This window comes from Pseudomonas sp. P5_152 (genome assembly GCF_033989915.1).
Taxonomy (GTDB): Bacteria; Pseudomonadota; Gammaproteobacteria; order Pseudomonadales; family Pseudomonadaceae; genus Aquipseudomonas.
Genome location: NZ_JASFAH010000002.1, coordinates 5,392,674 through 5,417,222, shown reverse-complemented (window position 1 = coordinate 5,417,222; position 24,549 = coordinate 5,392,674). Strand labels below are relative to the sequence as shown.

24 protein-coding genes are annotated in these 24,549 nt (G+C 63.6%); 13 read left to right on the top strand and 11 right to left on the bottom strand.

The window, feature by feature from the left end; genetic code table 11:
* Positions 1-71: 71 nt before the first annotated feature.
* From QMK50_RS24950 to QMK50_RS24935, 4 genes are read right to left on the bottom strand one after another with little or no spacing between them, the layout of a single operon-like run.
* Complete coding sequence (locus tag QMK50_RS24950; RefSeq protein ID WP_320334264.1) at positions 72-1,184, bottom strand: acetoin dehydrogenase dihydrolipoyllysine-residue acetyltransferase subunit; 1,113 nt, start codon at positions 1,182-1,184, stop codon at positions 72-74.
* Positions 1,181-2,200, bottom strand: coding sequence for an alpha-ketoacid dehydrogenase subunit beta (locus QMK50_RS24945; protein ID WP_320334263.1), 1,020 nt, complete (start codon positions 2,198-2,200; stop codon positions 1,181-1,183). The genes QMK50_RS24950 and QMK50_RS24945 overlap by 4 nt, the downstream gene beginning before the upstream one ends.
* A gap of 34 nt (positions 2,201-2,234) precedes the next feature.
* A complete protein-coding gene (locus QMK50_RS24940) occupies positions 2,235-3,212 on the bottom strand; it encodes a thiamine pyrophosphate-dependent dehydrogenase E1 component subunit alpha (RefSeq protein ID WP_159995184.1) in 978 nt (325 codons plus the stop codon).
* Positions 3,213-3,214: 2 nt separating this feature from the next.
* Positions 3,215-4,291, bottom strand: coding sequence for an ATP-NAD kinase family protein (locus tag QMK50_RS24935; RefSeq protein ID WP_320334262.1), 1,077 nt, complete (start codon positions 4,289-4,291; stop codon positions 3,215-3,217).
* A 333-nt stretch (positions 4,292-4,624) separates the two neighbouring features.
* Here QMK50_RS24935 and QMK50_RS24930 point away from each other — a divergent pair, with 333 nt between their 5' ends.
* The 3 genes from QMK50_RS24930 to QMK50_RS24920 all read left to right on the top strand — a co-directional run bounded on the left by QMK50_RS24930 (position 4,625) and on the right by QMK50_RS24920 (position 7,913).
* Positions 4,625-6,514, top strand: coding sequence for a sigma-54-dependent Fis family transcriptional regulator (locus tag QMK50_RS24930; RefSeq protein WP_320334261.1), 1,890 nt, complete (start codon positions 4,625-4,627; stop codon positions 6,512-6,514).
* 249 nt (positions 6,515-6,763) lie between these two features.
* Positions 6,764-7,483 (top strand): SDR family oxidoreductase, encoded by a 720-nt coding sequence (locus QMK50_RS24925; RefSeq protein WP_320334260.1) that lies wholly within the window; start codon positions 6,764-6,766, stop codon positions 7,481-7,483.
* Position 7,484: 1 nt separating this feature from the next.
* Positions 7,485-7,913, top strand: a complete 429-nt coding sequence (locus tag QMK50_RS24920; RefSeq protein WP_320334259.1) for an N-acetyltransferase — start codon at positions 7,485-7,487, stop codon at positions 7,911-7,913.
* Positions 7,914-7,926: 13 nt separating this feature from the next.
* On the opposite strand, the gene QMK50_RS24915 is transcribed toward QMK50_RS24920, so the two are convergent.
* The gene (locus QMK50_RS24915; RefSeq protein WP_095170153.1) at positions 7,927-8,550 is read right to left on the bottom strand and encodes a helix-turn-helix domain-containing protein; all 624 of its coding nucleotides are present in this window, start codon (positions 8,548-8,550) and stop codon (positions 7,927-7,929) included.
* 186 nt (positions 8,551-8,736) lie between these two features.
* Here QMK50_RS24915 and QMK50_RS24910 point away from each other — a divergent pair, with 186 nt between their 5' ends.
* The 3 genes from QMK50_RS24910 to QMK50_RS24900 all read left to right on the top strand — a co-directional run bounded on the left by QMK50_RS24910 (position 8,737) and on the right by QMK50_RS24900 (position 11,427).
* Positions 8,737-9,873, top strand: a complete 1,137-nt coding sequence (locus QMK50_RS24910; RefSeq protein ID WP_159995176.1) for an NAD(P)/FAD-dependent oxidoreductase — start codon at positions 8,737-8,739, stop codon at positions 9,871-9,873.
* A 30-nt stretch (positions 9,874-9,903) separates the two neighbouring features.
* Positions 9,904-10,284: a RidA family protein gene (locus QMK50_RS24905; RefSeq protein WP_095170151.1), complete on the top strand. Its 381-nt coding sequence runs from the start codon at positions 9,904-9,906 to the stop codon at positions 10,282-10,284.
* Positions 10,285-10,365: 81 nt separating this feature from the next.
* Positions 10,366-11,427 carry a hypothetical protein gene (locus QMK50_RS24900; RefSeq protein ID WP_320334258.1) on the top strand — a complete coding sequence of 354 codons (1,062 nt, stop codon included), beginning with the start codon at positions 10,366-10,368 and terminating at the stop codon, positions 11,425-11,427.
* A 405-nt stretch (positions 11,428-11,832) separates the two neighbouring features.
* Here QMK50_RS24900 and QMK50_RS24895 read toward each other — a convergent pair whose 3' ends face one another.
* Both QMK50_RS24895 and QMK50_RS24890 read right to left on the bottom strand, forming a co-directional pair.
* On the bottom strand, positions 11,833-13,131 hold the full coding sequence (locus QMK50_RS24895; RefSeq protein WP_159995172.1) for an MFS transporter: 1,299 nt from the start codon (positions 13,129-13,131) through the stop codon (positions 11,833-11,835).
* Positions 13,132-13,173: 42 nt separating this feature from the next.
* The gene (locus tag QMK50_RS24890) at positions 13,174-13,947 is read right to left on the bottom strand and encodes an SDR family NAD(P)-dependent oxidoreductase (RefSeq protein WP_320334257.1); all 774 of its coding nucleotides are present in this window, start codon (positions 13,945-13,947) and stop codon (positions 13,174-13,176) included.
* Positions 13,948-14,094: 147 nt separating this feature from the next.
* Here QMK50_RS24890 and QMK50_RS24885 point away from each other — a divergent pair, with 147 nt between their 5' ends.
* Together QMK50_RS24885 and QMK50_RS24880 are read left to right on the top strand one after the other, a co-directional pair.
* The gene (locus QMK50_RS24885; RefSeq protein WP_320334256.1) at positions 14,095-14,982 is read left to right on the top strand and encodes a LysR family transcriptional regulator; all 888 of its coding nucleotides are present in this window, start codon (positions 14,095-14,097) and stop codon (positions 14,980-14,982) included.
* A 264-nt stretch (positions 14,983-15,246) separates the two neighbouring features.
* Complete coding sequence (locus QMK50_RS24880) at positions 15,247-15,990, top strand: outer membrane beta-barrel protein (RefSeq protein WP_095170147.1); 744 nt, start codon at positions 15,247-15,249, stop codon at positions 15,988-15,990.
* Between the two features lie 21 nt (positions 15,991-16,011).
* Here the strand turns inward: QMK50_RS24880 and QMK50_RS24875 are convergent, their stop codons facing one another.
* Complete coding sequence (locus QMK50_RS24875; protein WP_320334255.1) at positions 16,012-17,022, bottom strand: GlxA family transcriptional regulator; 1,011 nt, start codon at positions 17,020-17,022, stop codon at positions 16,012-16,014.
* A gap of 213 nt (positions 17,023-17,235) precedes the next feature.
* Between QMK50_RS24875 and QMK50_RS24870 the strand changes: the two genes are divergently transcribed.
* Positions 17,236-17,427: a hypothetical protein gene (locus QMK50_RS24870; RefSeq protein ID WP_320334254.1), complete on the top strand. Its 192-nt coding sequence runs from the start codon at positions 17,236-17,238 to the stop codon at positions 17,425-17,427.
* A gap of 21 nt (positions 17,428-17,448) precedes the next feature.
* Here the strand turns inward: QMK50_RS24870 and QMK50_RS24865 are convergent, their stop codons facing one another.
* Positions 17,449-19,218, bottom strand: coding sequence for a SulP family inorganic anion transporter (locus QMK50_RS24865; RefSeq protein ID WP_320334253.1), 1,770 nt, complete (start codon positions 19,216-19,218; stop codon positions 17,449-17,451).
* A gap of 92 nt (positions 19,219-19,310) precedes the next feature.
* Positions 19,311-19,973: a hypothetical protein gene (locus QMK50_RS24860; RefSeq protein ID WP_095170143.1), complete on the bottom strand. Its 663-nt coding sequence runs from the start codon at positions 19,971-19,973 to the stop codon at positions 19,311-19,313.
* A 153-nt stretch (positions 19,974-20,126) separates the two neighbouring features.
* Here QMK50_RS24860 and QMK50_RS24855 point away from each other — a divergent pair, with 153 nt between their 5' ends.
* The 3 genes from QMK50_RS24855 to QMK50_RS24845 all read left to right on the top strand — a co-directional run bounded on the left by QMK50_RS24855 (position 20,127) and on the right by QMK50_RS24845 (position 23,174).
* Entirely contained in the window at positions 20,127-20,798 is a 672-nt protein-coding gene (locus QMK50_RS24855; protein WP_095170142.1) for a class I SAM-dependent methyltransferase, read from the top strand.
* 87 nt (positions 20,799-20,885) lie between these two features.
* On the top strand, positions 20,886-22,226 hold the full coding sequence (gene potE / locus QMK50_RS24850) for a putrescine-ornithine antiporter (protein ID WP_320334252.1): 1,341 nt from the start codon (positions 20,886-20,888) through the stop codon (positions 22,224-22,226).
* A gap of 45 nt (positions 22,227-22,271) precedes the next feature.
* A complete protein-coding gene (locus tag QMK50_RS24845; protein ID WP_320334251.1) occupies positions 22,272-23,174 on the top strand; it encodes an amino acid ABC transporter substrate-binding protein in 903 nt (300 codons plus the stop codon).
* Here QMK50_RS24845 and QMK50_RS24840 read toward each other — a convergent pair.
* The gene (locus tag QMK50_RS24840) at positions 23,152-23,799 is read right to left on the bottom strand and encodes an NAD(P)H-dependent oxidoreductase (protein ID WP_320334250.1); all 648 of its coding nucleotides are present in this window, start codon (positions 23,797-23,799) and stop codon (positions 23,152-23,154) included. The two genes, QMK50_RS24845 and QMK50_RS24840, sit on opposite strands and share 23 nt — an antisense overlap.
* Before the next feature lie 84 nt (positions 23,800-23,883).
* Between QMK50_RS24840 and QMK50_RS24835 the strand changes: the two genes are divergently transcribed.
* The gene (locus QMK50_RS24835) at positions 23,884-24,519 is read left to right on the top strand and encodes a TetR/AcrR family transcriptional regulator (protein WP_320334249.1); all 636 of its coding nucleotides are present in this window, start codon (positions 23,884-23,886) and stop codon (positions 24,517-24,519) included.
* The last annotated feature ends 30 nt before the right edge of the window (positions 24,520-24,549 follow it).

Sequence of the window (24,549 nt, the reverse complement as noted above, 5' to 3'; positions counted from 1 at the left end):
ATCAGGCTCATGGTGAAATCTCCTTGAAAACAAAGGCTGCCGGTGACCGTCGCGGGTCACCGGGAGCGCGTTCAGTGGCTCTGCACGAAGTCCAGGAGCAAGCAGTTGACCTGCTCCGCCGCTTCCATCTGCACCATGTGCGCCTGGCCCGGCAGGATCTCGACCTGGGCTGCCAGGCCTTGGCTATGGGCCGCCGGAATGATCGCGTCGTCGCTGCCCCAGATCACCAACACCGGGTGCCGGGCGTCCTGCACCACGGCACGCAGGTCGACTTGTTGCCGGCCCGCATGAAACAGCGTGGCCGCGAGTTGCCGCAGCGCATCGTCGACCCCTTCCAGGCGCTTGTACTTGAGCATGTCTTCGAGCATCTGCCGGTTGACCAGCTCGGCGTTGGAGAACAGTTGCACCAGCGGCGCCTTGAGGGCATTGCGGTTGCCTGCTTCGATGAAGCCTTGCAGGTAGTCGCCGTTGATTTGCGGGCCCAGGCCGGCGCTGCCGATCAGGCTCAGCGAGCGCACCCGCTGGGGCGCCAGGCGCGCCGCATTCAAGGACACCGCGCCGCCCATGGAATGGCCCACCAGGTGCACCTGGGCGATATCCAGGTGATCGAGCAAGGCCAGCAGCACGCCGCTCAACTCATCCAGGTCGCCGCGTTGCAGTTGCTTGCTCGACTCGCCATGCCCGGGCAGGTCCAGGGCGATCACCCGGCGTTCGGCCGCCAGGGCCTGGTGGTTGAACAGCCAGTTGTTCAGGTCGCCACCAAAGCCGTGCACCAGCACCAGCGGGATACCGCCTGCGCCGCGCTCGAAGTAGCGGATCACCCGGCCATCGAGCTCGACCTTCTGCGGTTTCGGTCCCAGGTCTTCCTCGGCGCCGGCACCCGGCACGAACGCCGCCTGGAACTGCTCGACCACGGCATCGATCTCGGCCTCGCTGGCGTCGCCCTCGACCACAATCCCGAGCAAGGCACCGACGGCCAGGGTTTCGTCCTGGCGGGCGATCTGGCGTCGCAGCACCCCGGAAAACGGCGCCTCGACACTGCTGGAGATCTTGTCGGTCTCCACGTCCAGCACTTCGTCGCCCTTGTTGATGGCTTGCCCCGGCTCCTTGAGCCAGGCATCCACCCGGCCTTCGGTCATCGACAGGCCCCACTTGGGCATGGTCAGGGTATGGATCTGGCTCATGAACGCTTGCTCCACTCAATCAGCTTGAGCACGGCGTTCTCGATCTTCGCCGCGTCAGGGATGTAGAGGTCTTCCAGGGCATCGGAAAACGGCACCGGGGTGTGCGGCGCGGTGACCATTTCAATCGGCGCCTTGAGTGCGCCGAAGGCCTTTTGCACCACCAGCGCCGAGATGTCGGTGGCCATCGAGCAGCGCGGGTTGGCTTCGTCGATCACCACCAGGCGCCCGGTCTTCTCGACGCTTTCGAGGATGCTGTCTTCGTCCAGCGGGCTGGTGGTGCGCAGGTCGATCACCTCGCAGTCGATACCGCGCCCGGCCAGGCTGCGGGCCGCGTCCATCGCGGTGTTGACGGTGCGCCCGTAGGACACCAGGGTCACGTCCTTGCCATCGCGCAGGAAGTTGGCCTCGCCAAACGGGATGGTGTAGAGCTCTTCCGGCACGTCGCCCTGCATGCTGTAGAGCAATTTGTGCTCGCAGAAAATCACCGGGTCGTTGTCGCGAATGGCCTGGATCAGCAAGCCCTTGGCGTCGTAGGGGGACGAGGGGCAGACCACTTTCAGGCCCGGGATGTGGGTCCACAGGGAGGTGAGCATTTGCGAGTGCTGGGCAGCGGCGCGCAGCCCGGCGCCGACCATGGTGCGAATCACCAGCGGCGTGGAGGCCTTGCCGCCGAACATGTAGCGAAATTTAGCGGCCTGGTTGAGGATCTGATCCAGGCAGCAACCGGCGAAGTCGACGAACATCAACTCACACACCGGACGCACGCCACAGGTCGCCGCCCCCACCGCCGCGCCGACATACCCCAGTTCCGACAACGGGGTGTCGAGCACCCGCCCGGGAAACTGGTGGTAGAGGCCCTTGGTCACGCCCAGTACGCCGCCCCAGGCATCGTTTTCGCCAGGGGCACCGGCACCGCCGGCCACGTCTTCACCCATGATGAACACGCTGGGATCGCGGCGCATTTCCTGGGCCAGGGCTTCGTTGATTGCCTGCTGATAACTGATTTTTCTCGCCATGATGAAAGTCTCGATTCTTGTTATAGGGGGGCGTTCAGGGATAGGAGACGTAGACGTCGGTCAGCAGGTCGGCCGCGCTCGGCTTGGGGTCGGACTTGGCCTTGCGTACGGCGTTCTCGATCAACGACTCGACCTCCTGGTCGATGCGGTCCAGTTGGCTGGCCTCAAGCAAGCCGGCGCGGGTGGTGCGTTCGCGAAACTGCATCAGGCAGTCGTTGTGCTCACGGAAATGCTTGACCTCGTCCGGCGCCCGATAGGTCTGGGCATCACCTTCGAAGTGTCCGTAGTAGCGGGTCAGCTTGACCTCGATCAGCGACGGCCCCTCCCCGGCCCGGGCCCGCTCCACGGCGGCACCGGCGGCTTCGTGGACGGCAAAGAAGTCGAACCCATCCACCGTGACCCCGGGCATGCCGAAACCGGCGGCGCGGTCGGCGATATGGTCGCAGGCCACCGACCAGTTGGAGGCAGTGGCCTCGGCGTAGCCGTTGTTCTCGGCAATGAACAGGCACGGCAGGTTCCACACCGAGGCCATGTTCATCGCTTCGAACACCGCCCCTTCGTTGGAGCCGCCGTCGCCGAAGAACACCACCGCAACGCTGTCGGTGCCCTTGAGCCGGGCGGCCAGCGCCGCGCCAACCACCAGCGGTGCGCCGGCCCCGACGATGCCGTTGGCGCCGAGCATGCCCTTCTCGAAGTCGGCGATGTGCATGGAGCCGCCCTTGCCCTGGCAGACCCCGGTTTTCTTGCCGTAGATCTCGGCCATCATCCCGTACACATCAACGCCCTTGGCGATGCAGTGACCGTGACCACGGTGGTTGGAGGCAATGCAATCGTCATCGCCCAGGTGGGCCATGACCCCGGCGGCCGACGCTTCCTCGCCGGCGTACAGGTGGACAAAACCGGGAATCTCGCCGGTGGCGAATTCCACGTGCAGGCGCTCTTCGAAGGCGCGGATGGTGCGCATCACCTGGTAGGCATGCAGCAATTTTTCAGCAGTCAGCGGTGTCGACATTTTTATTCTCCAGGAGTGTCTTGGGACTGAAGGTTCACGGGGTGTTGCGGGTGTTCGCGACCGATGGCCAGCAGGCGCTCTTGCGCGACATAGGCCAGGGCCGCATGCACATCGATGCTCAGCGGGCCGCCGGCATCGAGGGTGACGGTGGGTCGGTCGTGGACGTTGAATTCGATCTCGCGCTCGCCGTCCAGGGCCAGGGTCCCGCTGGCGAGCGCCAGGCCATGGGCGACGCCGGGTTCCAGGCTGCCGGCCGCCAGCACGCCGCAGCCTTGCAGCAGGCCTGGCGCCAGCGGCACCAGCAGGGCCTCCGGGGATTGGCCATCGAGGCGCATCCAGGCCCCGCCCGGCGCTTGCCGCGACACCGGCAACCAGAGCCCGCAGAGGGCCGACAGGCCGATCGATTGCGGCTCGGCAAAAGTCACGAAGACTTGTGCCAGGTCCGCGGCTCGGCTAATGGCCCGGGCGCCGATGAAGGGCAACGAGGACACCGCGACATCCACCAGAGCGATCTCGCACAAGCCCCGGTTTGGCTCGCGCACCACCAACCGCTTGTTGCGACGCAGGGCGATGGCCGGGGGAATCCGTCCGCTGGCGTACAAGCCACCGGCCAGGCCGGCACTGGTGGCTTCGCGCAGTTCCGGGAAAGCGTTGTTGGTGCCGGTAGACAGGGTCAGCATGGGGATGTCGCCGATCTCGCCGGCCACCGCCTTGTGGGTGCCGTCGCCGCCGAGCACGGCGATCAGGCTGACGCCGCGCTCGGCCATCAGGCGCGCGGCCTGGCGGGTGTCGGCGACGCTCTGGCGCAAGGTGATGTCGAGAAACTCCAGCGCCGGCCAGTGGCTCTCGCGGGCCTGGCGGCTGTGGCTGTTTTTCTGGACGGCGGCGGCGATACCGGTCATGTCGGTGGGCAGCAGCACCCGCTCGATGCCGGTGGCCCCAAAGGCGGCGAGCAGGCGCTGGATCACCGAGACCTTATCGGTACTGGAAAACAGCCCGGCATTGGCGGTCAGGCGGCGCACGTCACGCCCGGACGCCGGGTTGGCGATGATTCCCACGGTCAACGGCGGGCGGCTCATGGCGCGCTCCGGGACAGCTCAGGCACAAAGCCGCAATGGCAGGACATAAGGCACCTCGAATTATTGTTGTCAGGCTTGCCAGGGCTAGAGCAAGCCTGGTGCCAGTTTTCCAATAACCGCCGGAGAAGCCCGTTGCAGAGGCTTTTCATCCGCCTGATCGCAACGCCGGGCCAGGCCCGGTTGAGACGTCGGATGTCAGGTTGCACGGGGTGGCACCGAGACCGTGAGACGTCGCGTCTCACGCGCAGCCGTGCTCCCCCTGGCGCTTGTCTGCAGGCATTGATCGGCGCTTAATGGCCGCACAACGACAAGAAGCTGGAACCGGAGGCCTGAATGCTTTCCGTACACTCGAAGGCGCACGTGGATTGCGTCAGCCGGGTCTTGAAGAACGCTGCCCATTTGCCGCAGTTGCCTGTGCCCGACCTGATCCTCGACTCCTGGCGCCGCTCCATGGAGCAACACCATCTGGACCCCGGCTCGCTGCAGGGGCCACGGATCCTTTCGCACAACGTGCTGCAGGAATGCCGTGAGCGCTCGGAGCTGTTCTTGCGCATCGCCAGCGAAGAAGTCGCCCGCCTCCACGGCCGCGTGCGAGATGCCGACTACTGCGTGCTGCTCACCGATGCCCAGGGCCAGACCATCGACTACCGGGTCGAAAGCACGATCCGCAACGATTGCCAGAAAGCCGGCCTGTACCTGGGTACCTGCTGGTCGGAGGGCGAAGAAGGCACCTGCGGCGTGGCCGCGGTACTCACCGCCCGCACCCCGGTGACGGTGCACAAGCGCGACCACTTTCGGGCGGCCTTTATCGGCCTCACCTGCTCCGCGGCACCGGTGTTCGACCCTCAGGGTGAGTTGCTCGGGGTGCTTGATGTATCGGCCGTGCGCTCGCCGGACGAGCGTCGTTCCCAGCACCTGATCCGGCAGATGGTGGTGCAGAGCGCGCGGGAAATCGAACAGGCGTTTTTCATGAACAGCGTCCAGGGCTACTGGGTGCTGCGCGCGCACCGCAGCCCGGGGTACGTCGACAGCCAGCCCGATTACCTGCTGGCCTGGGACGACGACGGTCGCCTGCAAGCGCTCAACCCGGCGGCGCGCCAATGGCTGCTGCACGGCTTTGGCCGGCTGCCGGAACACATCGGCCAGGTGTTCGATCAAGCACAGCTGCAGGCCGCCCGCGACGAATCGCTGTGCCTGTTGCACCACCAGGCGGGCACCCAGGCCTTGCACGGACGCCTGAGCGCGCCCCGCCGCAGCAACCGCCGCCAGCGCCTGGTGTTGAGCCCGGCCGAACTGGACCCGCGCCTGGCCGAGAGCCTGCGCCTGGCGGTACGGGTCAAGGACCGCAACCTGCCGGTGCTGATCCAGGGCGAGACCGGATCGGGCAAGGAAGTCTTCGCCCGCCAATTGCACCAGGCCAGCCAACGCCGGGAGCAACCCTTCGTCGCGATCAACTGTGCGGCCATCCCGGAAAGCCTGATCGAGAGCGAGTTGTTCGGCTACGTCGCCGGGGCCTTTACCGGGGCCTCGCACAAGGGCATGCCCGGCCTGCTGCAACAGGCCGACGGCGGCACGCTGTTCCTCGACGAGATCGGCGACATGCCGCTGGCACTGCAGACCCGCCTGCTGCGGGTGCTGGCGGAAGGCGAAGTGGCCCCCCTGGGCGCTTCACGGCGCAAGGCGGTGGACCTGCAGGTGATCTGCGCCAGTCACCGTGACCTGGAAAGCCTGGTGGCCGCCGGCGAGTTCCGCGAGGACCTGTACTTTCGCCTGGGGGGCGCGCGTTTCCAGTTGCCCCCGCTGCGCGAACGCAGTGACCGCCTGGCCTTGATCAACCGGATCCTCGCTGAAGAGTCGAGCCACTGTGCTACTACCCTGCAACTGGGCAGCGCCGCCCTGGAGTGCCTGCTTGGCTATCGCTGGCCAGGCAATGTCCGGCAGTTGCGCCACGTGCTGCGCTACGCCTGCGCGGTGTGCGAAGGGCCGCTGATCCAGCCCTGCCACCTGCCCGAACCCCTGCACAGCCAGGGCCTGCCCGGCTCGGTACTCGAGGATGCCCGGGAGCTCGAGCCCAGCCCGCAACGCCAGGCCCTGATCGACGCCCTGATCCGTCACCGCTGGAAACCCACAGCCACCGCCAAGGCCCTCGGCATCTCCCGGGCAACCCTGTACCGCCGGGTGCACCAGCATGGCATCGAGATGCCGGGGAGAAGCCCAGCCTGAATCCCGCATACACCGTTCAAACCTGTGGGAGCGAGCTTGCTCGCGATGGCGGTGTGTCAGGCGACATTGATGTTGAATCTACTGGCCCCATCGCGAGCAAGCTCGCTCCTACAGGGGGGGTGGCGGCTTGCAGATTTTGCATGCCCCAGACACCTGGTCATATCTGGAAACATCCGGTCAATTGCCAATACCCCCCACCTCTGTTTGCATCCGCGCTCAATTCTGTCAGTCGGGTCAAGGAGACAATCGATGAAAACCCTGGTGGTCGGTGCTAGCAAAGGATTGGGCAGAGCCTTGATCGAGGGCCTGGGGGAGCCCGGGGACACGCTGATCGGGGTTTCCCGCAGCCGCCCGGAAAACCTGCTGCCCCTCGCCGGAGTGCAGGTGCGCTGGCTGGAAGCCAACCTCGGCGAACCGGCCGAGGCAGCCCGGGTCATCGAGCAGGCGGTGGCTGCCGACGGCCTCGACACCCTGGTCTACAACCTGGGCATCTGGGAAGAGCGCGCGTTTGATCCGGCCTACAGCTTCCTTGCCGATGACGACCAGCAACTGCAAGCCATCGTCAGTTGCAACATCACCGCGCCTATCCTGCTGATCAAACGCCTGCTGCCGCTGCTGCTGAAAAGCCCAAACCCACGGATCATCCTCACCGGCTCGACCTCCGGCCTGGCACAAAGTGGTCGTCCGGAAGTGGCCTTCGGCGCCTCCAAGTTTGCCCTGCACGGGATCGCCGATGCACTGCGCGAAGGCTACCGTCAGCAACGCCTGGCGGTCACCTGCCTGAACCTGGGCTACCTGAACACCGACGACCCGCTCAGCACGCCCCGCGAGTTGGCCGAGCAGCGTGGCGAAGGCCAGTTGATTCCGGTCCACGACGTGGTGCAGGTAGTGCGCATGGTGCTGAGCCTGTCCGCGGCCAGCTACGTCAAGGACATTACCCTGCCGGCCCTGCTGGATGAGCGCTTCTGAAATGATCAGGATCAGTACCCCGCAGGACACCGACGCGGTCCTGGATATCTGGCTGTCAGCTTCTATCCAGGCCCACGATTTTATCGACGCCTCGTTCTGGTTATCCCAGGTCGACGCCATGCGCACGCTTTACCTGCCAGCCTCAGAGGTCTACGTGTTCGAGCGTGACGGTGGGGTAGTCGGCTTCCATGCGCTGCACGGTGACAATTTGGCCGCCCTGTTTGTCGCGCCGGCATTGCAAGGCCAGGGCATTGGCAGCCAGTTGCTCGCCCATGCGAAAAACCAGAGAGCCGTGCTGAACCTGTCGGTTTACCAGGAGAACCAGGCCAGCTGTCGGTTCTATCTGGCCCAGGGCTTCGTCGTGGTCAGCGAGCAGACGGACGCACACACCGGCCACCGCGAATACAGCATGCGTAGCGGCGGCCAATAACCGCCAGGCAGGCTCAGCGCTCCGACATCACCACCATCACTTCGGCATCCGCCCCGTCGTCGCTTTGCGCCAGGTAGATATGACCAATGGCGCTGTTGAAATAGGCGGTTTCGCGGCAGCCGATGCTGATGGACTCGCCGGTTTCGAACTGGATGCGCACCCGCCCGCTGAGCACCAGGGCGAACTCTTGCCCGGGGTGGCGGATGTAGTCGTCGAACTGGGTCAGTTCCCGGGCAAAGATCCGCGCGTACATCGGCGTCATGCTGCGCCCGGGGAAATCGCCGGCCATCGGGTGGTAGTCGTAGTTGCCGGTGCTGTAGCCCGCGGCACTGTCGATGGCCGTGCTGACCACTGTCGGTTGCACCAGGTCCGTACGGTCCTTGGCCGGGCTGAACAACTGGGCAATGTCGACGCTCAGGGCACGCGCCGCCGCCGCGAGTTTTTCGTAGCTCACCGAGACTTGGGCCAACTCCATTTTCGACAGGGTCGACAAGGCCACGCCTGAACGTTCGGACAATTGCTTGAGGGTCAACTTCTGGAGTTTGCGGATCGCCCGCAGGCGTGCGCCAACCTGGGCTCGATCAATCAGCGGATGGGCCTGGGTATTGGAGGCGAGCGGTGGGCGGCTGGAACTCATGCAGTCTCTCTGTCATACCAATTTTCAGGCCCTGGGGAGCCGGGCCGGATGCGTGGCGCGATATTACCTCAAGACAATGGCTTGACTGGCAAATTCTCATATCTTACATTTCTCTTATGTGAGAATTTATCCAGCCGGTGCGGGCGTCGTCACTTCTCCCCCCACCCACCACGGAGGTCCTTGGGCATGCACGACAGCGATTGTTTCGATTTCGTCATCATCGGCGGCGGTATTGCAGGGGCCTCCCTGGCCTATCGCCTGGCGGGACAGGCCAGTGTGCTGGTCCTGGAACGCGAGTCGCAGCCCGGCTATCACGCCACCGGCCGCTCCGCCGCAATGTTCATGGAAGCCTACGGCACCCCGCAGATCCAGGCGCTGACCCGTGCCAGCCGGGCGTTCTACGAACAACCACCAGCAGGGTTTACGGAACATCCGTTGCTGGAACCCCGGGGCTGCCTGTACATCGCCAGCCCGCAACAACAGCCCCTGCTCGAACAAACCTATGCCAGCCTGCGCAGCTGCGCGGCCAATGTGTCCTTGATCGACGCCGAGCAAGCCCTGGCCCTGGTGCCGTGCCTGCGGGCCGAGGCAATCGGCGGGGCGATCCTCGAAACCGATGCCCGAGACCTCGATGTGCACGCCCTGCACCAGGGTTTTCTGCGGGCCATGCGCCGCGCCGGCGGTGAACTGATGTGTGATGCCGAACTGTGTGCAGCCAATCGAGAAGGCGATGCCTGGGCCCTGACCCTGGCCGACGGCCGTCAAGTGCGTGGGCGAACCCTGGTCAACGCGGCCGGCGCCTGGGCTGACCAGGTGGCGCAGCAGTGCGGTGTGGCCCCGATTGGCCTGCAGCCGTGCCGGCGCAGCGCCTTTACCTTCGACGGCCCCACAGACACCGACTTCTCCCGCTGGCCCGCGGTGATCGGCATCGACGAGAGTTTCTACTTCAAGCCCGATGCCGGCCAGTTGCTGGGCTCGCCGGCCAACGCCGACCCCGTACACGCCCAGGACGTGATGCCCGAAGAGCTGGACATCGCCACCGGGATCTATCACATCGAAGCCGCCACCTCTTTGCAGATTCGTCGCCCGCGCCACAGCTGGGCCGGCTTGCGCTCCTTCGTGGCCGACGGCGACCTGGTGGTCGGCTGGGACGATCAATGCGCTGGCTTCTTCTGGCTGGCGGCCCAGGGCGGCTATGGCATCCAGTCCGCGGCAGCGGTCTCGCAACTGGCCTGCGCCCTGCTGCTGGATCAACCCTTGCCCGACCACCTGCACCAGCAAGGCGTCGATCCCCTGCGCCTGGCGCCGGCGCGCTTGCGTTAATCACTCACCCAACAACCGAGGTTCCGTGCCATGTCCAACACTCTCCAGCGCTACCCCAGCACCCTGCCCTACCCCTTCTCCAAGGCGATCCGGGTTGGCGATCTACTGTTCCTTTCCGGGCAGATCCCGATGACCGCCGAAGGTCAAGTGGTTCGCGGCGATATCGCCACGCAAACCGCCGCCGTGATGACCCGCATCGGCGAGACCCTGGCCGAATGCGGCGTGGGCTTCGACCAGGTGGTCAAGGCCACGGTCTGGCTGTCGGACATGCAGCATTTCGCCGGTTTCAACCAGGAGTACCAGCGTCACTTCAGCAACGGCTTCCCGGTGCGCTCCACCGTCAGCGCCGGCCTGGCGCTCGGCGTCGACGTGGAAATCGAAGTCCAGGCCTGGCTCGGCGCAACCGCCTGAACCACCCCGCCCAAGCAGCAGTGCAATACCCCGTAGAGGCTCAACGAAGCCCATAACAACAATAGATCGAGGGAATTGGTCATGAAAGAAAGTCTGAAAATCGCCGGTGCATTTGTCGGTGTCATCGTCGGCGCGGGGTTTGCCTCGGGCCGGGAGCTGTTGTTGATGTTCGTCGACTTCGGCGTCTGGGGCCTGCTCGGCGCGGTGGTCAGCGCCGCGCTGTTCACCTTCCTCGGCATGGCGCTGGCCGGCATGGGCAGTCGCTTGCAGGCGACCTCCCACAAAGACGTGGTGTACGCCTTGTGCGGCCGCTACCTGGGGACCTTTGTCGACCTGATGATCACCTTCTTCATGTTCGCCGTGACCGTGGTCATGCTGGCAGGCGGGGGGGCGTTGCTGGAGCAGCAGTTCGGCATTCCGGCGGTGCTCGGCAGTGTCCTGGTGACCCTGATCGTGGTCGCGGTGGTATGCCTGGACGTGCACAAGGTGATCGGCATGATCGGTGCTGCGACACCCTTTCTGATTCTCACCGCAGTGGCCGTGGCACTGTATGGCGTGGCCAGCCGCGACCTGGAATTCGCCCAGCTCGATCAGTTGGCCAGCCAGCAACAGGCCGGTGCCAGCCATTGGTTGCTGGGGGCATTGCTCTATGTGTCGTACAACATTGTGGCGGGGGTGCCGATCCTGGCGATCATGGGCGGCGCGGCGAAAACCGAAAAGCAGGCGGTCTGGGGCGGCATCCTTGGTGGTGCGGCGCTGGGTCTGCTGATGCTGGTGATGAGCTTGGGCCTGCTGTCGCGCCTGGACAGCGTGGCGGACCTGCCGATGCCGATGCTGTCGATCGCCACCGAGATCTCTCCGGCGCTGGGGTTGCTGATGGCGTTGATCATTTTTTGCATGATCCTCAACACCGCCGTCGGCACGCTCTACTCCTTCTCGGCCCGCCTGCTGCCTGCCGGCACTCGCAAGTTCCGCATCGGCTCGGCCGCGGCCGGCGCCCTGGCCTTCGTGGGCAGCCTGGTGGGTTTCATCAACCTGGTGGGCCAGGTGTATCCGCTGTTCGGCTACCTGGGCTTCCTGCTGATCGCCGCCGTCCTGATCGGCTGGCTGCGCCGAGACCGCCTCGCAGCGGCCACGGTGTAAGGGCTTTGTAGGAGCGGGTGCCCGCTTGCGGCCTGCTCGCGATGACCTGGAGAGCACCGCGTGCACCCTGAATGCACGCGATATCGTTAACGACCATCGCGGGCAAGCCCGCTCCCACAGGGTTTGTGGCGTACCCGAGGTTGGTGTTGGCCTGGGATGGTGTGCGCAGGACGTGTAGGAGCGGGTGCCCGCTTGCGGCCTGCTCGCGATGGCCTGGAGAGCACCGCGTGCACCCTGAATGCATGCGATATCGTTAACGACCATCGCGGGCAAGCCCGCTCCCACAGGGTTTGTGGCGTACCCGAGGTTGGTGTTGGCCTGGGATGGTCTGGAGAGCACCGCGTGCACCCTGAATGCATGCGATATCGTTAACGACCATCGCCGGCAGGCTCCCACAACGCGGCCCTAGCGCTTGACCTTCACCCAGGCCATCAACAGGGCCGACGACAGCACCCCGGCCGTCATGAAGATGTAGGCCGCGCCGGGGTTGCCGGTCAGGCCGATCAGGTAGCCGACGATCCATGAGCCGATAAAGGCCCCCAGGGCGCCGCACGCATTGATCAGGCCGATGGCCCCGCCGAACACGTTGGCCGGCAGGATCTCCGGGATCAGCGCGAAGAACGGACCGTACGGGGCATACAGCGCGGCACCGGCAAGGGTCAGCAAGGCAAACGACCACCAGAAATGACTGGAGCCCAGCAGGTAGGAGCAGAAGAAAGCCAGTGCCCCCAGGGCCAGCAGCGGCCAGACGAAATGCTTGCGCTGCTGGGATTTATCCGAGGCCCAGGACACCGCCAGCATGGTGCCAACCGCCGCGACATAGGGCACCGCACTCAACCAGCCAACCGTGACGATGTCCGCCGCAGCCGCCTGCTTGATGATGGTCGGCAGCCACATGATGAAGCCATAGACCCCGATGCTCCACAGCGCGTGGACGCAGCACAGCTGAATCACGACCGGGCTGGTGAACGCCTGGCGGTAGTTGCGCACCACTGGCATGCCTTTCTGTTCTTCGGCCAGGGTCGCGGCCAACTGGTCTTTTTCCTGACGGCTGAGCCAGTCGACCTGCTCGGGTTTGTCCCGCGCCAGGCGCCACCAGACAAACGCCCACAGCACGGCAGGCGCGCCTTCGATGACGAACATTTCGCGCCAGCCCCAGGCGTGGATCAGGTAGCCCGAGACCACCGACATCCACAGCACCGTCACCGGATTGCCCAGCACCAGGAAGGTATTGGCCCGCGAGCGTTCCTTGCGGGTGAACCAGTTGCTGATGAAAATCAGCATCGCCGGCATAACCGCCGCTTCAACAATTCCCAGCGAAACCCGGATGATCATCAGCATCGGTATGTTGGTCACCAGCCCCGTGGCCATGGCGCAGAAGCCCCACAGGATCAGGCTCCAGAACACCAGTTTGCGCACGCTGTATTTCTGCGCGTAGATCGCCCCCGGCACCTGGAAGAAAAAGTAGCCGAGAAAGAACAAGGCACCGATCAACGACGAGGTGCTCTTGGTGATCCCCAGGTCCTGCTCGATCCCGGCGGCACTGGCAAAGCCATAGTTGGCGCGGTCCAGGTAGGCCAGGCTGTAGGTGATGAAAATCAGCGGGATCAAGTACCACCAGCGTTTGCTGGCAAAGCCCTGGACCTTGGTCTGCTGAACGCTGTTATCGGTCAGCGGCAGTAACGACTCTTTGAGTGCACTCATGGGTGTCCCCTGTTGTTGTTTTTATAACGACGGGTGTTCGGTTCAGACCACGCTGGTCAAGCCACCATCGACGAATAGCGTCTGGCCATTGATGAAGTCAGAAGCCGGTGAAGCAAGGAAAACCGCCGCGCCACACAACTCCTCGACCCGCCCCCAACGTCCGGCCGGCGTGCGTTTGCACAGCCACTGGGAGAACTCCTGGTTGTCCACCAGCGCGCGGTTCATCTCGGTAGCGAAGTAACCAGGGGCCAGGCCATTGGCCTGGATGCCGTGGCGCGCCCATTCGGCGCACATGCCCTTGGTGAGCATTTTCACCGCGCCCTTGGAGGCGGCGTAGGGCGCAATGGTCGGCCGCGCCAGCTCGCTCTGCACCGAGCAGATGTTGATGATCTTGCCGCGACCGCGGGCAATCATGTGCCGGGCGACGGCCTGGGAGACATGGAACACCCCGTCCAGGTTGACCCGCATCAGCTCGTGCCAGTCGTTGGGGTCGAAATCCTCCAGCGGTGCACGGCGCTGGGTCCCGGCGTTGTTGACCAGGATATCGATGGCCCCGCTGTTCGCTTCGAGGTGGTTGATCGCCTCCAGGAGCTGGACCCGATCGGTGACGTCGAACACGGCAAATTCGGCCTCGATCCCTTCCTCTCGCAGTTGGCTGGCAACCAAGCGTGCCTTGTCAGCATTGCGATCATTGATCACCACCCTGGCGCCCGCAGCACCCAGACCCCGGGCCAGTTCCAGGCCAATGCCCTTGCCTGAACCGGTGATCAGCGCCCTGCGCCCGTCCAGTCGAAAGCTGTTGCTGGTGAATCCCATACTGTTCTCCGTCAATGGCCCTTTGTTGTCGAACGGCCTTGGCAGCAGTTCACCGCAGCCCACCCACAGCGTCCAATGGTGATTGCTGATCTGGTGATCAAATTCTATGATCAACCTCTTTGGCGCCCGCCTTCCCGGAGTCCCTGCATGGAAATCAAGCTGCTGCGCTCATTCGTGACCCTGGCCCAGGAGCTGCATTTCGGCCGCGCCGCGCAACGGCTGTCCATCGTGCAGCCAGCCTTGAGCATGCAGATCAAGTTGCTCGAGGATGAACTCGGGGTGCGCCTGTTCGAGCGCAACCGCCACTCGGTGGCGCTGACCGAGGTCGGCGCGATGTTCCTCCCGGAAGCGCTGGCGACCCTGCATCAGGCGGCTCACGCCGTGGATGTGGCGAAGGCGTCGGGGCGCGGGGAAATCGGCCGGGTGCGCCTGGGTTTCGTCTCCTCGGTACTGCCGCAGCTGTTGCCCACCCTGGTGCGCTCGCTGCATGAGCAATTCCCGCGGATCGAACTGGAACTCAAGGACATGTCTGGACCTGAGCAAGCCACGGCCCTGAAAAGCGGCCAGCTGGACTTTGGCCTGATGCGCTTGCCGGCGGTGATTCCCGGGATCCAGACCCTCGAAGTGCTGCGCGAGACCGTGATGCTGGCCTTCCCCAGCGACCATCCCCTGGCCACACGCGCCAGCCTGGCGCCGGCATCACTTGCCGGGGTGCCGGTGTACATCCTCGCCAGACGCTACGCCCCCGGCTTTTACGATGGCTTGATGCAAGCGCTGGCCAGCCACGGCATCCAGCTGCAGATCAGTGCCGAACTGGGCGAATTCACCACCATGCTGGCCCTGGTTTCCGCCGGACTCGGGGTCGGCCTGTTGCCCGCCAATGCCGGGCGCGCACTGCCGGCGAATGTGCTGTCCCGACCCGTGGAGTTGGGCGACTATCGCGCCACCACTGGACTGGCCTGGGTCGACTTGAACAGTGCGGTAAAAAGCAACGTATTCGACCTTATAAATAAAGTGTTCAAAAACGTTACTTGAAAACATCCCATTTTAAATTTTGACGCCAATTAAAAGTCCAACTAACGAAAATCATCCGCAACTACAATCCGCATAATCGAACACTCTGAAAAATAATTAAAAACACAAAACCCAACAAATACGCACACTTCGATAACTTGGATCCATCTATAACCAACCATTCGTCGCCGGTCGCTCCCGCGCCACAAATGATCACCAACAAAACAACTACATTCGTCATAAGAGCAATCCATAACGGACCTGCGGCGCGCTGCTGGAGTTCTTATGAAAACAATAAATATGCTTGCTGTTGCCTGCGCAGTTATCGCGGCAACTGCTGCGCCCAACTCCACTGCGGCCGTAAGTACCGAGCCAGTTTTTGCAGTGGGCTTGCTCGGGAGTTACAGCGAACTGGAGTTCAAAGGGCAAAGCAACGACATCGAGCGCATGCCCGAAGGCGGAGTGTTCCTCAACTACGGCAACAAGCTGACCGGCCATGCCGGCCTGGTGTTTCAGGCCGAAATCAGTGGCCAGTACTCGGAAAAACAGGGGCAGCGAGTCAAAGACCTGCAGGCCGACCTGGATCTGGGTTGGCGCCTGGCGCTGGATGCCAACAACTTTCTCGACCTGCTGGTTGGCGCTGGCTACAAATGGAATCGATTTGATCCGGGCTATAACAAATACGATATTGAACTGACCAATCGCAGCCCCTTCGCCAAAGTTGCGATTGGCTATAACCATCAGTTCGATACTGCTGTCCTGCGCCTTGAAGCCGGCGCGCGAAGATCCCTGCAGGGCGAAGCGCAACTGGATATCCAGGGCGTTTCCAATCAAACCCTGGACTTGCAGGACAGTACCGACCCTTATGTTGAATTAAGCCTGCTGTTCAACCAGCAAGGCAGCTTGCCGATTATCGCCAGCCTGTACTACAACCGTTTCAACTATGACCCTGAGGGTCAGTTTGACTTCACTCATTACGACAAGCAGATCAGGAATGAATACGGGGCAAAACTGGGCATCGTGTTTTAACTGCCGCTCACGACGTTCGCCTTACTTGACCAGGCGCTTCTCCTTGGACGGCCGATACCCAAAGTATGCGCTGTAGCACTTGCTGAAATGGCTCGGCGAAACAAACCCGCAGGCCACCAGGACGTCCACCTGGGACAGTTCGGTGTGCTGCAGCAAGCGACGGGCTTCGGTTATGCGCAGTTCCAGGTAATAACGTTGCGGCGTGGTGCCTAATTGTTCCTTGAACAAGCGCTCGAGCTGGCGCCGCGAACGCCCGGCATAGACCGCCAGTTGCTCGAGTTCCAGCGGCTCTTCGAGGTTGGCATCCATGAGCTTCACCACTTCGCGCAAGGGCGCGCTGAGGCAGACGTTTTCCGTTGGCTTGATGCGTCGGTAGCGCGACTCCTCGAACGCCAGGATGTCCTCGACGCCCTCGACCAGGGCTTTGTCGTGCAGGCCCTTGATCCAGTCCAGCGCCATGTGGAAGGCCCCCGAAGGGCTGGACGCGGTGAGCCGGTCACGATCGATCACGTAGGGCTCACTGCTGACGTGGGTGGCCCGGGCGATTTCCGTGAGCGCGGGACGGTGTTCGGGGTGAATCGCGCAACGATAGCCGTCCAGCAAGCCCGCCCTGCCCAGGAACCAGGCACCATTCCACAGTCCGGCGAGGTGGGTGCCCCGTTCGGCTGCGGTCTTGAGCAAGCCGATGAAATCATCGCTGACCTTGAGTTCGGTGCGGTAACCGCCACAAATCACCAGCAGGTCGAGGTCGTTGAGCGCACCCGCATCAAGACGCGCATCCGGGCGAATGACCAGCCCCAAGTCACTGATAACCTCAGACTCACCCAGGCCGAACGTGCGGGTGGTGAACAACCCAGGGCGCAGCAGGTTGGCGGTGATCAGGGTATCCAGCGCCTGGGTGAATGCCGGCAAGGAGAAATGCTCGAGCAGCACAAACCCGGTACGAACCGTTGCCGGCATGGCGTTGGGGGTTTCCTTCAGGTACCGAAGATTCTTGCCCTTCATGCCACCGCTGAATTGCCGTCGCTCCATCACGTTCGATCCACTCGAATAGCTGCACCAGGCAGGTGTCTGCTGCGTTGCGAAAAAGCCAATGGTAACTGTAGATGCGGGCAAAGCCCTAGTGCTGTCACGGGGCGGTCTCGGCACTTGGTCGACCCGGACCTGGCCGGCGATGCAATCGACTACGCTCTAGGTACGGGGTGCCGGCTCCTCTTGCCTGGCCGCCAAGCGTCGGAGATAAGCATGTTCAAGTCCTTGAGCCCGATTGTCCTGCTCGCTGCCGCGATCTGTCTCAGCGGCGCGTCCTGCCACGACCAGAGCAGTACCGACCCCGCCACCCCACAGAAGCCGGCCACCCTGGACGGGGGCAACAATCGATCCGGCTCGGCGATTGTGCCCCGCCAACAGATTCAGCCGCGCATGCACCGCATGTAGCCATTAACGGCAGCCAAGTGTTCAGCGCTGATCTTGCCCCGCGAGCGCCAGGTAGCTGTCGACGGCGTCGTCGATGGTTGCAAAGAACGCCGCTTCACCAAGCCGGTCGAACAGTCCGAAGCGCTTGAGCTTGTCCTTGACCGGGTCCTTCATCTCAGCCACGCACAATCTGATTCCTGCCGCATGCAGGGTGTCGTACAGTTCGGCCAGCATGTCGGCGGACGTCACGTCGACACTGGTCACTGGCTCCGCCGCAACCACCAGCCAGCGCACCGGCGTTGGCGAGGCTGTTACGGCTTGCAGCACGCGGTCGTTGAACAGCTCGCCATTGGCAAAAAACAACGGCGCATCCCAGCGAAACAGCACCAGCCCCGGGATCAGGCTCGCGTTGGGGTAACGCTGCAGGTCGTGGTAACCCTTGACCCCGGCAGCTTGCCCGAGCACCGCGGAATAAGGGCGCCAGGCATCCCACAGGAACTCGATGATGGCGATCACGATGGCCAGGCCGATGCCCTCGATCGCACCCAATACGGCGACACCGATGGTGCAGACGATCGACAACCAGAACTCCCAGCGCTGGATACGATAAATCCGGCGCAGGTCACTGACCTCGATCAGACCGATGGCGGACGCAATTACCACGGCGGCCAGGGCACTGCTGGGCAGGTCCTGCAACAGGTTCGGCGCGACCATCAACAACCCCGCCACCGCCAGCGCACCGACCACCCCGGTGAGTTGGGTCTTGGCCCCGGCGGCTTCGGCTACCGGGGTGCGCGAAGAGCTGCTGCTGATGGGAAAACCCTGGAAAAACCCGGCGGCCAGATTGGCAAAACCCAACCCCGCCATTTCCTGGTTCGGGTCGACATAAGTGCGGGTCCGCGCCGCATAGACCCGTGACAACACGCTGGTGTCGGCGAACGACACCAGGGCCACGGCACAACCGCCGATCAGCACCGGGACAATATCGGCACGGGTGATCCACGGCAGCGCAAATGCCGGCAACCCTTGCGGCAGCGAGCCCAGCACCGCCACCCCGGCCCGCGTGCCAAGGTCCAGCACCCCCACGGCGATTGTCGCGCCGGCTACGGCGATGAGGATGCCTGGCACACGCTTGCTGCCCTTGAGCAGCAGGATCACTGCCAGGGTGGCAGCGCCCACGGCAAAGGTGGTCCAGTTGCTCCTGCCGTCCAGCACCCCGGTGGCGATCGACCACAGGTTACGCAGCGGGCCATCGGAGTCGATCGAAAACCCGAACAGCTTGGGCAACTGGCTGATCAGTACGGTCACGGCGATCCCGTTCATGTAGCCATAACGAATCGGTTTGGACAGCAGTTCGGTGATGAATCCCAGGCGCGCGATACCCGCCAGGATGCACACGGTTCCGGAGACGAGCGCCATCATTCCTGCCAGGGCGATGGCCCGTTGCGGATCGCCACCGGACAGGGGCAGGACCACGGCGAGGATCACCGCGGCCAGGGAAGAGTCCGGCCCCAGCACCAGGATCCGGCTGGGGCCGAACAAGGCATAGGCCAGCAGCGGAACGATGGTCGCGTAGAGCCCATAGATACCGGGGACGCCCGACGCCACCGCGTAGGCAATGCCCACGGGAACCAGCATGGTGGTCAGCACCAGCCCGGCGACAATGTCGTGACGCAACCAGGCGAGCTGGTACTGCCGCAGCGTTTGCAGGCCGGGAAGCCAGCGGGCCCAGCCCGGCTGGCTGTCGCTGGACTGACGATGGGCGATGCGCCCCGGTTCCGGGGCGGGAGGCAAGGGATCCGTCTGGCTCATGGGGTGGTGGCCTTCTACTGTAGAGCGAATGGAAAAATCAACGTGCAACAGGACTGGCTATCACCCTGATGCCCAGGTACGCAGCGCGGCGCTCAGCCGCCGAGGGCGATGATCGCGGCAATCAGCGCAGCGCCGGTGGTGGCTGTGGTCAAGGCGCCTTGCCAGGGTTTGCCACCGGCATACTTGGCCAGCACCCAACCGGCAATGAACAGCACCAGCAGCCCGATCAGGTTGGACAGACGTACCGCCAGCGCCGTCTGGTCGAGCAGCAGGAACGGCACCACGAGGGGAAATGTCGACAACACCACCAGCAGGAAAACCCCGGCAGCCCCCTTGAAGTCATCCCAGCCCAGGCGCGGCTGCACCGCCGTCGTCGCGTGCTGGAGCAAGCGTTGGCGCAACGCCTCCAGCTCCTCAGTACCGGCCGCGGCCACCAGGCGCCCAGGCAATGCCTGCGCGATCAACGCTCGCCCGGCAGCCGGGTCCGCCCCGCCACGCAGGCTGTCGAGCAAGGAACGCTTGCGGCTGTGTTCGATCAGGCTACGCAGCAGATACATCACCGCATCGGCCAGGCCCCAGGCCAGGTTGCATCCCAACGCGGCGATCATCATCGTGCGCTCTTCCTCCTGGCCACCGGTAGCGACGCTGATAGTGCCGGTGAAGGTCATTGCCATGAGCAGGCCGAAGATAACTTCGGTGACTCGTTCGACGGGGTCCAGGACCCGGGCGCACTTTGCGTGGTCGGTGTTGGCCATGCACTGATCCTCATCACTGTTAATTCGATCTGCTGCGCGTTGTGCAAAATACCTAGGCCAGAACATGGACAACGCCAGCCTCTGGGGCCCAATCCAGATTCAGTGTAGTGTGAAAAATTCTTCGCGCTGCCTGTCAAAGGCCTGGAGGTCGAGATGCCCACTGCCGAATCCGCCCTGCTGCAAAGCTGGCACCACAACGCCTCATCCTGGATCGAGGCGGTGCGCAGCGGCAGCATTGAAAGCCGTCGGCAGGTCACCGACCAGGCGATCCTGCTGGCGGTGCTGGGGCGCCAGCCCGAACGCGTGCTCGACCTCGGTTGCGGCGAGGGCTGGCTGTTGCGTGAGCTGAGCAAACGCGGGATCGAGGCGGTCGGCGTGGATGGCGCGCCAACCCTGGTGGAGGCCGCGCGGGCAGCAGGCTCGGCGCCCGTACACCTGGCCAGCTACGAGGCGCTGGTCGAGTCCCGGGTCGACATCGGGAACCAGTACCCGCTGATCTGCGCCAACTTCGCCCTGCTGCACCAGGACATCATCCCCCTGCTCGCCGCCCTGCACGCCCTGCTCGCTCCTGGCGGCGCCCTGCTGATCCAGACCCTGCACCCCTGGACAGCGGCGGCGGGCGAATATCAGGACGGCTGGCGCGAAGAAACCTTCGCCGGGTTCAAGGGCGACTGGCAACCGATGCCGTGGTACATGCGCACCTTGTCCAGTTGGCTCAACGCCCTGGACATGGCTGGTTTGCGCCTGAGCGCCCTGCAGGAACCGCAGCACCCACAGAGCCCGGTGCCGCAGTCGCTGCTGTTGATTGCCCAGCGCCAGGACTAAAAGATCCGCGAGTACTCAGTAGCTTTTCCAATCTCGCTGCTACGCTGATTTCACCTGCCGGGGGCAATGTGGATCGAGGAGTGGTTGATGGCCGACTCAAGCAAAAAAATGAGCCTCACCGGGCTCACCACGCTGGTGACGGTGAACATGATGGGGTCGGGCATCATCCTGCTGCCGACGAGCATGGCCCAACTGGGGGCCGTCTCGTTGCTGTCCTGGATCGTCACGGCCATCGGCTCCATGGCCATCGCCTATTGTTTTTCCCAGTGCGGCATCTATTGCATGCGTTCTGGCGGGTTGTCCGCCTACACCGAGGAGGCCCACGCCAAATCGGGCTTCTTTCTCTGTTCGTACCTGTACTTTCTCTCGCTGGGCATCGCCAATGTGGCCGTCGCCATCTCTGCGGTGGGCTACATGACCGCGTTCTTGCCCTGGCTGGGCAGTGGCGCCATTCCTCTGTTCGTCGGTACAGTCGGCCTGCTCTGGTTGACCACCGTGGCCAACTTCGGTGGCCCGCGAATCACCGGCAAGATCGGGGCGCTGACCGTCTGGGGGGTGATTGTCCCAGTGGCCGGCTTGAGCATCATCGGCTGGTTCTGGTTCAAGCCCGAGGTGCTGATTGCCGCCTGGAACCCCAATGAGCTGCCGATCTCCGAAGCCATCAGCAAGGCCATTCCCCTGACCCTGTGGGCGTTTCTTGGCATGGAGTCGGCGGCCCAGGCCAGCGATGCGGTGGAGAACCCCAAGCGCAACGTACCTCTGGCCTGCCTGTTCGGCACCCTCGGTGCGGCTGTGGTCTATGTGCTGTCGACGACGGTGATCCAAGGCATGATCCCCAACGCTGAACTGGCCAACTCGACCGCGCCCTTCGCGCTCGTCTATGCCCATATGTTCAACCCCATGGTGGGTAACATCGTCATGGCGCTGGCCGTAATGGCGTGTGTCGGTTCGCTGCTGGGCTGGCAGTTCACCCTGGCACAAACCGCAAAGATGACCGCTGACCAAGGGATGTTCCCGAAATTCTTCAGCAAGGTCAGTGCGCAGGATGCCCCCATCATCGGCATGCTGGTGTGCGGCGTATTGCAGACCTTGATGGCGCTGTCGACCATTTCGCCCAATGCCAGCGCCCAGTTCGCCAAACTGGTGAGCCTGGCGGCGGTGACCAACCTGATTCCCTACGTGACAGCTGCCACCGGGCTGATGGTGATGATGTACAAAGCCCGCGTCAGCACGGCGATCTACACCCGCAACACCCTGCTGTTGCTGATCGCCGTGGCTTACTCGTTGTACGCCCTGTATGCCTGCGGCAAGGATGCGGTGTTCGGCGGCCTGATTGTCCTGGCATTCGGTTACTTGCTCTACGGTTTCCTCTCCAAGCGGTTTGTCGACATCCAGGCACCCGCCCCGAGCGGGACCGGTAATCCCTAGCACTGATTTGCCGATCGCACAGACAGCCGACTGCGGGGCCAGACGATGAATCAACAACGCACCAGAACTACCCACCTGCTCTTTACCTGCCTGCTGGCAATTGCGCCGATGATCGCCAGCGCCAGTACCCTGGAGCGCGTGCGGGCGAGCCATACCTTGACCCTCGGTTACCTGGCGAATTTCGCCCCCTTTAGCGTCCAGACTGGCGACAACGCCAACGGCTATGCCATCGACCTGTGCCTGAAAGTCGCCGACAAGCTCAAGAACGAGCTGGGATTACCAACGTTGCAGGTGCGCTACCAACCGGTGGCCAACGACGACGAGATGCTGGCCGTCAGCTCAGGCAAGGTCGATATCCTCTGTACGCCGACGCCACCGACCCTGGCGCGGCGCCAGCGGGTGAGCTACTCGATCCCGATCTATACCGCGGGCCTGTCGGCCGTGGTGCGCCAGGATGCATCCGAATCGCTGCTCAACGTGCTGGACGGCAAGGTCGCTCGGACCGGGCCGACCTGGCGCGCGACCGTCAATCATGGGCTGGCCAACCAGACCTACGCCACCACCGCCGGCGGTATCACCGAAGCCTGGATCCGCCAGCAAATGCAATTGCTGGGCGTGGTGTCCAGCCTGGTCACCGTGCCGGACACCGCGGCGGGTCTCAAGTTGGTCGCCGAAGGCCAGGCCGATGCCTTCTTCGCCGAACGCATGCTGCTGAGCAACCTGCTCGCTAATCAACCCGCCGCCAACCTGGTCCTGCTGGATCGCGTGTTCGAGTACTCGCCGACGGCCATGGCGCTGGCGCGCGAGGATGAAGATTGGCGCCTGCTGGTCGACACCGTCTTGAGTGAGATGTATCGCTCGGGCGAGATCGAACAGGCCTACGCCAGGCACCTGGGTGGTGTCGGCGAGACGGCGAAAAAGCTGTTCAAGGTCTATGCGATTCCTTGAGCGCGACCGGGCCGGGAGCCCGTACAGCACGATCGGCGATCGTTGCGCTGAACAGACTGCGCCCCAACTGCCGCGCCAGTTGCAGATGCGCTCGCGGGTCTTGGGTTTCCGACTCCAGCAGTAACTCAGACGTCATGACCTGGGCCCCGCAGTAATCGAAGATCCCGTGATCTATCTGGGTCTTCATCGCCAGCCCATAGCCGTGCCGTTCGTAGGTGCCGCGGTCCGCGCCACCGACCCCGATCAGGTGCACCTGCAGGTGCTGGAGTTTTTTCAGCAGTGGCGCATCGGCGGTGAAATCGAACGCCCAGCCATTGCTGAACACTCGATCGATCCAGCCCTTGAGCAGCGCCGGCATCGACCACCAGAACACCGGATACACCAGCACCAGGGCATCGGCGCGGTCGATCCGTGCCTGCTCGGCCGCCACCTCGGCAGGCGCCGGGGCTTGGCGGTGATGCACGGCAAAATCGGCAGCACCAAACCTGGGGTCGAAACCTTCCGCCCACAGGTCAGCGACTTCCAATGTGTTGCCAGTATCGGCCAGGCCCTGGGCGATCTGCGCCGCGATACTCTGGCTCAGCGAGCGGGGATCATGATGAGCGACCACGATGAGTGCATGCATGGCAAAACTCCTGCTGACGGGTGAGGACGAGAGCTATATACTTTTAGTAAGTTAACGCCACTAAGTTACGTTTGGTATATAAGCATGTCAAGTCGCCAACCGCCTCAGTCAGATCCCACCGCCCCAGCGCGGCGCCGCCTGTCTCGCGAGGACCGCCTGCGTCAGTTATTGGATGTCGCCTGGCAACTGGTCCGGGAGGAAGGCACCGAGGCCTTGACCCTGGGACGCCTGGCCGAGGCAGCCGGGGTCACCAAACCCGTGGTCTATGACCATTTCATCACCCGGCCGGGGCTGCTGGCGGCGCTCTATCAGGATTTCGACGGACGCCAGACGTCACTGATGGATGCGGCGCTCGAGGCTAGCGAACCGACCCTGGCCAGTCGGGCGAGTGTAATCGCCAGCTCCTATGTCGAGTGCGTCTTGCTACAGGGCAACGAGATACCAGGGGTAATCGCAGCGCTGGCGAGCTCGCCGGAGCTGGAAAAAATCAAGGCTGAGTACCAGGCGATCTTCATCGAGAAATGCCGCAGCGCCCTCGCCCCTTTCGCCAAGGGTGGGCAGATTGCAGCCGCCGGCCTGCGAGCAATGCTCGGCGCCGCCGAGGCGCTCTCCCACGCCGCCACGACGGCTGAAATCACCCCTACCGAGGCGCAAGACGAACTGTTTGCAACCATCGTCGCGATGGTCGAACGCAGTGGCAGCTCGGCAGGCCTTGAGTAAACGTTGAAACAGGGTGTTCCCAGCCAGAAC